The sequence below is a fragment of the Streptomyces sp. NPDC001903 genome, from assembly GCF_042891345.1.
Lineage (GTDB): Bacteria > Actinomycetota > Actinomycetes > Streptomycetales > Streptomycetaceae > Streptomyces.
In genome coordinates this window covers 1-9,365 of record NZ_JBIASZ010000042.1, presented here as the reverse complement: position 1 = coordinate 9,365, position 9,365 = coordinate 1, and the positions used below count along the sequence as shown (strand labels likewise).

The window sequence follows — 9,365 nt, the reverse complement described above, 5'->3', positions numbered from 1 at the left end:
CGGACTGGGTGAGGGCCTGTACCGATGCAGCCCCCACCCTCACGGTCCCACCGGGGCAATTCCGGCGCATCTCGAGGCAGCGCCCGTGTGCTCCACGTACACGTTTCGTGCGCTCCACGTACGCCACGCCGCCCCGACGGCGCTAGGGCCTGTTGTGAAAATGCTGGTCACAGCCATTCGTTGATGGCTGCGACCAGCACGGTCGCTTCGTAGCGGACGGCGAGTTTGTCGTACCTGGTGGCCACGGCACGGTGGCGCTTGAGGCGGTTGATCCCGCACTCGACCGCGTGCCGTTGCTTGTAGTCCTCCCGGTCGAACACCGGCGGCCGCCCGCCGCGTGAACCACGGACCAGCCGGTTGCGGACCCGGTCCGCGGGCACGGGGATCGTGGTCTTGATTCCACGTCTGCGCAGGTAGGAGCGGTTGGCGCGGGAGTCGTAGGCCTTGTCGGCCCGCACCCGGTCCGGACGTTTGCGCGGCCTGCCGAACCCGAGGCGGGGAACTCGGATGGCTTCCAGGACCGGCTCGAACTGCGGGGAGTCGCCCCGCTGCCCGGCGGTGATCACCACCGACAAGGGCTTCTGCCCTTGCTCGACGGCGAGGTGGATTTTGCTGGTCAGGCCGCCTCGGGACCGTCCGAGGCCGTGGTCGGCCGGCTCGACGAAGACACCGCCGGGCGGCTCCTTTTGGAGATCCCCCTTTTCGCCGCCCCGGCGGCGTGCTGGTGGGCTCGGCAGACGGTGGAGTCGACGTTGACCTCCCAGGTGATCAGGCCTTGGGCGTCGGCCTCGGCCTGGAGCCGGGTGAGGATCCGGGCCCAGGTGCCGTTCTGCTGCCAGCGCCGGAACAGGTCGTAGACCCGGTCCCACGGCCCGTACCGTTCCGGCACGTCACGCCAGGGGGCGCCGGTGCGGGTCCGCCACCGTATGCCGTCAATCAGCTGGCGTCGCGTCCACACCTGCGGCCGGCCCGGCTTGATGCCCCGCGGCAGCAAAGGCTCAAGCCGGGCCCACTGGCCGTTCGTCAGATCTCCACGTCCCACGAGACATGATCATCAACGAACAAGATCCACTTTCGCAACAGACCCTAGGCCGTTGGCTATGACACCGGAGCGAGCAGGTCACGCCCGCGGCCCTGGCCCTGGCCCTGGCCCTGGCCCTGGCCCTGGACGGGAATGTCAGCTGTTGTGGCGTTCCCATGCTTCGCGGACTTCGGAGGGGATTCGCCCTCGGGGAGGGATGTTGTAGCCGTTGGCCCGGCCCCATGCGCGGATGGCGGCTGTGTCAACAGGGGGCTGGTCGGGGATCGGTTCGGGTTTCCACAAGTCCGGGCGTGAGGGAGTGAAGGACGGGCCGCTGGCGAGGAGGTCGCGGGGGAACTGGGGGACCTGGGTCTGCCCGCTGAGTACGGAGGTGAGGAAGTCGACGAGGGTGCCGTCGAAGGTGAACCATTGCGGGCCGCGGGCTTCGTTGACCGCGATCCGCCAGCGGTCGGGTTCATCGACGGGATCGGTGATCCAGAAGATGTGTTCGCCGTTGTCGGTGCCGCCGATGGTGAACAGGCGCTCTGGGTCGTACGGGACGGGGTGGGTGCCCTGGTCGAAGTCCTTGCGCAGGTATGCGCGGATACGGGCCGGCATGGGGCCGGTGAGGTTGACGAACTCGGTCGGCCCGTGGGGGTGGTAGATGTGGATGTAGCTGTTGAAGGCGCCGGGGCCGTAGTGCTCCGCGAGCTGTTTGTAGTCGGCGGGCAGAGCCATCCCGAGGGCGGATTCGACGTGCTCCCAGGCAATGTGCATGGCCGGCAGGGGAGCCGGGCAGATCCGGGTGAGGGCGCTCAGGTCGGTCACGGGTTTCCTCGGCGGCGTCGCTGCTGCTGGGCCGCGTGGTCGGGGTTGGGGAAGTCGGTATCCAGCTGGAAGCCGTTTCTGCCGTCGGCCGCCATATAGATCCGTGCGGGCACGGAGTCCGCCAGATCATCGGTGTATTCGAGGTAGACGCTGTACTGGACGGTCTGCCCTGCGATTCCTTGGGACGGGTCACCAGCGACCGCGTTGTAGATCATTTGTTCGAGATCTCGCATGTGGGGCGAGTTCGTCGGGTTCTGGGTGATGGTGAACAGGTTGTCCAGGGTGTCACCGGATCCCCCGAGCATTCTGGCCAGCATGTGCCCGCGTGCCTGATTGTGGTCGGTGCCGTGGATGAAGCCCGGCGGCTTGAGCGTGTTGTTGGCGTGGGTGCCTTCGTTGAGCATGTTGCGCGTCACGGTGGCGTGCATCTCGAAGGGGCGCCCGTGCTCGTCACGGACAAAGACTACTTTCCCGCCCCAGGTGGGGTCTGCATCGCAGCCGGCCAGACCTAGGGGGTCCCACAGGGTGAACGGGTTAGGTACGTAGGTGTAGTGATTGAGGGCGGGAGCGAGGCCGAGTGGGTCGGGGCTGATGTAGCGGCCGGTGGCCGGGTCGTAGTACCGGTTGAAGTTGTAGTGGAAACCGGTCTCGGGATCGAGGATCTGTCCCGGGTACCTCAGCGGGGTGAAGGCGCTCGCGTCGCGGTTCCACTGGGTGGCGCCCCACGCCGTGCTGCGAGCATGCCAGGCAACCGAGCCGTCGGGGGCTACCAGGGCCGAGGGTATGCCTGACAGGTCGGCGACGATTGCGAAGAAGCGGCGGTCGATCTCCCTTTGGGCGCTGTCCTTCTTCACCTCTCGCTGGGCGAGAGGAAACAGGCCGGCGTAGTCCCACACGGTCGTGGTAATGCCGTCGTCCTGTTCGGCCAGCTGGCAACCGTCCCAGGTGTAGCTGCAGGCCTCGGCGACCGAGCCGTCGGAGGTGAGGCGCTCCTTGCTCACCCGGCGGCCCAGTGCGTCGTAGGCGTAGCGCCAGTGGTGCCCTTGCGGGGTGTGGACGTGGGTGAGCCGGTCCTCTGCGTTCCAGGTGAACCGCCACCTGAGGGGCTTGCCGCTCAAGGTGGTGATCGTGCGCTCGGTCAGGCGGCCTTGTGCGTCGTACGTGTACCGCGTCCGGCCGGCGCAGACCAGGCGGGTGCCCGAATATTCGCGCTCGCCGGCCTCGTCCTGGCCGGGAGCGCGTTCAGGCAGCCGGGTCCGGGTCTGATCACCGGCGGTGTCGTACGCGTACTGCTCGGTCCATCCCCGGCTACGGACCTCGGTGATACGCCCGGCCGGATCGAGGGTGTAGCTGCGGCGCCCTAGCCGGGAGTCGTCGATGCTGGTGGGTGACCCGTCTGCCTGATAGGTGAAGGAGCGCTCCAGCACGTCTGCCTCGAGCGCGGTCAGAGACTGGTGAGTGAGCCGCCCGACCGGGTCCCAGTCCTGGCGCAGGGTGAAGCCTCCGTCGAGGGTGCGCCCGGTTTCACGTCCCATGGGGTCGCGGTCGAATCGGAAACTGTGCTCCCCGGTGGTGTACAGCGCCAGGCCGCCTTCGTCGTACTGGAGAAGGCTGACGGCATCTGAGGGGGTGCGGCGCTCGGTGCGGCGGCCCTGCGCGTCGTAGCCGAAGCGCATGACGCGCCCGTTGACGCTTTCACTCAAGAGGCGTCCGGCGCGGTCGTGCTCGAGGGCGATGTCGGCATGCGGGTTGGTGATCCGCTGGCAATGTCCTGCCGGCCCGTAGGAGAAGAGGGAGGCGGCACCGTCGTCGTGGACAAGGCGGATGACCCGACCGAGGGCGTCCCGTTCAAAGGCGATGCTCTGTCCGACCGCGTTGATGCGGCGGGTGAGCTGGCCTGCGGCATCGTGCTCGTAAGTCAGAGTGCGGCCGTCGAAGTCCGTCTCTGTGACGAGTCGGCCGGCGGCATCGTAGGCGTACGTCCACGTGAGACCACGGGGGTTGGTGACCTGTGAGAGTCGCAGCTCCGTGTCGTAACTGAAGCGGTACGTGCCGTCGTCTCTTGAGGTGGCGCTGGAGGTACGGTCGAAGTCGGTAACCGCGTAGGCCGTCGTGCGGCCCATACGGTCGGTGTGGGCAAGGAGGTTTCCTTCACCGTCCCATTGCCACTCTTCCCGGTCGCCATCGGGGAAGGAGCGCCAGGAGAGCTTGCCCTCGACAGTCCACCCCTGGGTGAGGGTTCCGCCCAGTGCGTCAACGACACTGGTAATACGGCCGAAGGCATCCCGGACACACACCGCCCTTGTTCCGTCCGGGGCGATGACTTCCAGGGGCAGGCCGGCGCCGTCGCTGATGATGTGCGTGGCCAGTCCGGTGGGAGAGACGATCCTGCTCACCGATCCGATGGCGTTGCGGGAGTACGTCGTGTACGCCCCCTCCGGGTCGATGACCCGCAAGCTGCCGTCTTCGCCGTGCAGGTATTGGTAGCGTGCTCCTCCGCGCTCGATGATTTCGACAAGCCGGTGGTCCCCGTCGTAGGAGGCAGTCGTGCGGGTCCCGTCTGCAGCGGTCATCGCGACCACGTCACCTGCGTCGTTGCGTTCCAGTCTGGTCGTGTGACCCAGAGGATCAGTGGCAGCCAGCAGCCTGTCCGCGGCGTCGAACTCGAGGTAGGCGGTCGCGCCCAATGGGGTGGTCTCGGCGACGACCTGGAGGGCTTCGTTGATGTGGAACACCTCGGTAGAACCGACCGAGTTGGTGTACCGGGTCACACGGTGTCCGGTTTCGGGGTGTGTCTCACCGTACGTGAACGACGACGACAGGAAGCCCTGAGGCCCGACAGTCTCGATGACGCGGCCGGCCTCGTCGTACACGTACCGGAAGGTGGAGCTGTTCCGGTCCGTCCACGAGGTGATGCGGTCCTGCGCGTCGTAGGTCAGGCCCAGGGGCAGTCCGGAGTCGTTGAAGATGGCGTCCAGGTTTCCGCGTGGATCGTAGCCGAAGCGGCGGACCTCGACGGGTCCTTCGGGCGAGCGAACGCTGAGCGAGTCGATCCGGTGGTTGTCCGTGGTGACCAGCACGCTGTAGCCGCCGCTGTGCGTGATGGTGCTGGGGGCGCCGTCGCTCCTGCGGGAGATGGTGATGGCATTGCCGTGGCGGTCTTCCACCGAGGTGAGCCAGGAGGCGGGGGAGGCGCGGTACGGGCTTCCGGTGAAGGACCGGATGATGCCGGTGTGTGCGTCACTGACGGTGTAGACCGTCTCGTCTTCGTACTGCCCCTCGCAGCTCAGGGGCAAGCCCGGACCTTCGATGGGATGGACGGGCCCGTCACCTGGCCGGGGAAGGCGCGGATAGATGAGGAGGGAGCCGTCTTCTCGGGCCCATACCGCGCCATTGCCGACGGGGTCGGGTTCGATGCGCTCGTCGAGGGTGGATGCCCAGCTGCGTCCGAACCACTGCCCGAACCGGTAGCTGGAGAGATGAGTGCGGGTAAGTACGAGCGGCAGCACGCCGGGCAGTGCGAGATCCGTGTGCTGCAGAGTCATCTCGCCTGTGGCGACGTCGACCGGGTCGTTCTTGCAGGTCTTCTTCGTGAGAGGGATCGCATTGCGGCGCGGCTCGTTTTTGGCGTCCCGCAGGGAGTCGGGCTTGGTCCTGGTGGAGTCCTCACCCTTGCGGGGACTACCGGAAGCCTTGCCGCCTCCGTTGCCGTCCGCGCCGCGACCGGCCTTGCGCTGCCGGTTGAAGCCGTCGTGGATGTCCTGGTCGGTCTTCTTGTGGTCGGTGGATATCTGCCGGACTGCCTTGGGCAGCGTGGTCCCGACGTGGTCGCCCATGGCCTTGGTCGCCTTGGCGAGGGCTGCCATCGCCTTGTCGGCAACCGGGTCGATGGCCCGGGCGATGGAGTCGCGACCCCGGGTTCGGCCATGGTGATGCTTGGCCTTGGTGAGCTTCGAGGTCGTCTTGCCGTGGATACCGGTGCTGACCGAGTTCAGTTTGGTACTCGCACGGGTGTGTTCCGCGTGCTCGATGTGAAGGTCGGCCAAGCCACTTCCGCCAGTACCAGCGCCATCGCTGCTGCCGCCAGCGGAGGCGAGATGCAGAGCCTCTTTGCCGGACTGGACGCCGCCACTGAAGCCGTCCTTGCCCGCCTTGCCGGTCTGGCCGAGATCCACGCCGTCTTGGAAGCCGAGAGCCATCGATCCAAGCTGCACGACGAGGTCCGCAGCCATGCCCTCCAGCGCGGCGACGGCCGGCTCGGTCAGCGCGGAGACGATATATCCGACGGCCTCTTCGACACATTCCTTGATCAGACGCTTGATCACCTCCTGCGTGGCGCGCATCGCGGCAGCGCCAAACAGCGATGAAAGGCCTGCGGTCACCGGGATGAGGGAGAGCGCGATACCAGCCTCGGCGGCCAGGTAGCCAAGCTGAATCTCCGCAGCGACCTTCATGCCGTAGACCGCATCGGCAGCGAGGTCCATCGCGCCGGCGATGGTGCGCGCTGCGCCGGCGAGGTCCTTGAAATGCTTGCCCTTGACCTTGTTCCAGTGGGCGTTGAGGGCCTCAATGGACTCGCCCTTGCTGGCCGAAAGTAGGCGTTCGATGTGGTTGTTGGCCAGTTGCCCGTCGTCCAAAAGATCGTCGGCGAACTCACGGAGTGCGTCGGCCATGTGCCGGTAGTCGTCCTCGTCGATGTTCGGCCAAGCGACACCGATGACGTCCAGCAGCGTGTCCGCCCAGTCGGGCACCGTATAACCCACGACCGCTGATCCCCCCATAGACATGATCAAATCTGCCGTAAGTACTACCATGTGATCAGCGGGGAAGTGTAGTTGGCAACCTCAACCCCGCCGCCCCACGCCGCCTCCGGTTCAGGGGTCCCCCTCGTAGCCGCTCGCGGTCACTCCAGCCGATCAGGGAGCCAAACTCGACTGCAGACGGTCCACCCGCGCGGCTGGCGCCCCTTCCTCGCGGCCGCCGTTCAGACCAGCGCGGAAAGCACCTTGCATACCGCCCCGTAGGAGTCCTCGACGCCGGCCTCGTTGCCCAGCCGGTGAGGCTCCAGACTCAGCGCGCCGCGTCGGCCTTCAGGCCGTCATGGCAAGGATCCGGGTCCCGCGGAGTGGTATCGGGAGACCGAGAACCCGTCGCTGTTCTTGCAGATCGCGGCTATTCGTCCCGCGCCATTCGCGGACATCTGCGCTGGTGCGGCATCAAGGCGGTCATTCCCCAGCCCGCTGACCAGGTCGGTCACCACCTGAAGCGGGTCCGTGCCGGAGGCCGGCCGCCCCGTTTCGGCGGTGAGACCTACAAGCAGCGGAACGACGTTGAACGATGCATCAACCGGCTCAAGCAGTGGCGAGGTCTGGCATGCGAACGGACAAGCTCGCCATGGCCTACCGAGTCGCCCTCCACCTCGCCGCCATCCTGATCTGGATCCGGTGATAGCCTGCTGGGCCCTGTCCACTTGCTTACGGAACTCAGCAGTTGCGTGGTGGTTCACTTGCGGGACAGCTCGCGGACGGTCGGGGAGGGTATGTGGAAGAGCCAGGACTCCGAGTGCTGCTGACGGAAGCAGGAGACCGGAAAATGGAGGCAATCCGTGCGATACGGACGGTCACCGGCCTCAGCCTGTGGAACAGCAAGATTCTGCTCGCCACCGCACCCGTAGAGATCGAGGCAGCCGGCTGGTTCGAAGCCGCTGTCGAGGCGGCTCGGGCGCTTGAAGACGCAGGCGCCCGCACCAGGCTGCTCTGCGATTGCTGCGGCCGCCCCGTTAGATGGGGAGCCTTCCCCCTCACCTCGGCGCAGTGCACAGAACCACGGCCCCTCGAGATCTGCTGGGCGAATAGTCTGCCCACAGCGATCTGAAATCGGTCAGGTCGACCGACGGGGTTCAGAGTGGCTCAGTCGAGACGAGCGTCGAGCTCAGGCCGATGCGGTGCGCGCGCGAATGCGGTGCGCGGTCCGTAATCCCTGTTGGGCGGCGGTTGCCACGAGGCCGCCGAGGGTGGTTTTGGCGAGGTCGTGGGCGGCGAGGCGTTTCAGTGCTGGCAGGGCCCGATCGTCGGCGGTGGAGCCGAGAGCGCGGCAGGCCAGTGCTCGGAGGTCCGGGTCGGGATCGGTGGTGAGGGCGGTCATGTAAACCCGAGGTCGATAGGCACCCCACGACCCCGCGCGAAGGCGCCTCAAAGGTTGGCTGAAGAGCAACGCATCTTCCGGCCAATAGCACCTGCGGATCGGCTGGCCGGCCACCACAGGCCGAACGCATTTTCAGATGCAACATGCGTCCAACAGTTGCAGGCCGCTCCGCACACCACCCAGGCACACCACCCAGCGCCCCCACCAGACCTACCTGACTCTGGACACGGAAACCGGAAGCCGCTAGTCCACGGCTTGGGAGTCACAGATCCCGTCACTTGATCAATGTCGATGAGCCCGCGATTCGCTGACGGCCGGGTCGACGGTTCGGAGGTCGCCCTTGACCCAGGGGCCCCGGGCGCTCGCGACGATTGCGGGGGAGGAGAGTCCCAGCGCGGCGTTGTCCTTGCCGTCCCGCATGTGGTTGAGCCAACGCTCGTACCAGCTGAGGAAGTCCTGTGCCGAGGAGACGTTCGGGGGCCAGAAGCCGTCCGCGTTGCCAGTGACGACACGGCCGGCAAGAGGGCCGGTCACTCCTATGAGGCACAGATCGCTGCAGCCCATCTCGATGACGTGGAGGAACAGGTCACCCTGCAGCGCGTCCGACCGGCTCACATGAGTAAATCCCCGGGGCCTGCCATCCGACGGCTTCCGGTTCATTGTGAATAGCCTGCACAAATCCAGCGGAAGAAGACCGTAGAAGGGGCCGGCACCGCTGCCCCCGAGTTCGGTGAGAAACGCACGGTAGGCCGCGGGCAACACAACGCGGTGCTCCGCCTCGAAGGCGTCGGCTACTGAGGGGCTGATGCGTGGGCCGAGGCGGAACTGGTGGCGCTCCCCGCAGACGGAGTGGCTGCGTTGCGCCTGATACGGCATCTTCGCCAGCTTGGAGCGGATGCGGGGTATGCGGGAGTCCATCGGAGGATCTCTTCTCTCGTCTCCGAGACCCTACCGATCAGCCCGGCAGAAACACATCCGAGGGTCCGGAGAACGCTTCAGATCGCGGCAGGCTCCGGCACGCTGGCTGCTCCCAAGGCCGAAGGCGGGTCGGACGACGGGCAGGCGTTCCACGCCCTCATGCTGCTGATCCGTACCGGTCGGCGGATGAACGAGGTCCTGATGATGGACTTCGAGCCGCTCCTGCCCCGTGTAGAAGGTGAAGGGGCAGGACGGCCGCGAGCCGGACGGCTTCGTCGCCCGCCTCTCCTACCAGGAGACGAAGATCGAAGGCGGAGGTCCTCCGACGATCCCCGTGGACCCAGAGATCGTCGACATCGTCCGGATCCAGCAACAGTGGGCCCGTTCCTTCCTCACCACCCGGGGAACACCGGACGGCGCGAACCCGCGCTTCCACTTCCTGCAGACCCGCAAC

7 protein-coding genes and 1 pseudogene are annotated in these 9,365 nt (G+C 66.6%); 3 read left to right on the top strand and 5 right to left on the bottom strand.

Annotated elements, in window-relative coordinates; genetic code table 11:
* Window positions 1-167: 167 nt before the first annotated feature.
* The 3 genes from ACFYZS_RS40355 to ACFYZS_RS40345 form a co-directional block, all read right to left on the bottom strand.
* Window positions 168-1,042 (bottom strand): IS5 family transposase gene (locus ACFYZS_RS40355; protein WP_389024559.1). Its coding sequence is split into 2 segments (ribosomal slippage): window positions 168-649 and window positions 649-1,042, totalling 876 coding nucleotides; the frame shifts between segments, so codons are not numbered across the junction.
* Between the two features lie 135 nt (window positions 1,043-1,177).
* Window positions 1,178-1,849: a histone-like nucleoid-structuring protein Lsr2 gene (locus ACFYZS_RS40350; protein ID WP_389024556.1), complete on the bottom strand. Its 672-nt coding sequence runs from the start codon at window positions 1,847-1,849 to the stop codon at window positions 1,178-1,180.
* Window positions 1,846-6,612, bottom strand: a complete 4,767-nt coding sequence (locus ACFYZS_RS40345) for a DUF6531 domain-containing protein (protein WP_389024553.1) — start codon at window positions 6,610-6,612, stop codon at window positions 1,846-1,848. The genes ACFYZS_RS40350 and ACFYZS_RS40345 overlap by 4 nt, the downstream gene beginning before the upstream one ends.
* 289 nt (window positions 6,613-6,901) lie before the next feature.
* Here ACFYZS_RS40345 and ACFYZS_RS40340 point away from each other — a divergent pair.
* Both ACFYZS_RS40340 and ACFYZS_RS40335 read left to right on the top strand, forming a co-directional pair.
* Window positions 6,902-7,297: pseudogene (locus tag ACFYZS_RS40340) on the top strand (transposase); the annotation flags it as partial.
* 93 nt (window positions 7,298-7,390) lie between these two features.
* A complete protein-coding gene (locus tag ACFYZS_RS40335; RefSeq protein ID WP_389024550.1) occupies window positions 7,391-7,723 on the top strand; it encodes a ribosomal protein L7/L12 in 333 nt (110 codons plus the stop codon).
* A gap of 57 nt (window positions 7,724-7,780) precedes the next feature.
* Here ACFYZS_RS40335 and ACFYZS_RS40330 read toward each other — a convergent pair whose 3' ends face one another.
* Window positions 7,781-7,993, bottom strand: a complete 213-nt coding sequence (locus ACFYZS_RS40330; RefSeq protein ID WP_389024547.1) for a HEAT repeat domain-containing protein — start codon at window positions 7,991-7,993, stop codon at window positions 7,781-7,783.
* A 282-nt stretch (window positions 7,994-8,275) separates the two neighbouring features.
* Complete coding sequence (locus ACFYZS_RS40325; RefSeq protein ID WP_389024544.1) at window positions 8,276-8,911, bottom strand: SMI1/KNR4 family protein; 636 nt, start codon at window positions 8,909-8,911, stop codon at window positions 8,276-8,278.
* Window positions 8,912-9,149: 238 nt separating this feature from the next.
* On the opposite strand from ACFYZS_RS40325, the gene ACFYZS_RS40320 reads away from it, so the two are divergent.
* Window positions 9,150-9,365 (top strand): hypothetical protein (locus tag ACFYZS_RS40320; RefSeq protein WP_389024541.1); only part of this gene is annotated, 216 nt, incomplete at its 3' end.

What these genes read in the sequence shown, in the direction of transcription:
- ACFYZS_RS40330 (WP_389024547.1), bottom strand. Translation starts at nt 7,993, where the DNA reads ATGACCGCCCTCACCACCGATCCCGACCCGGACCTCCGAGCACTGGCC.
- ACFYZS_RS40325 (WP_389024544.1), bottom strand. Translation starts at nt 8,911, where the DNA reads ATGGACTCCCGCATACCCCGCATCCGCTCCAAGCTGGCGAAGATGCCG.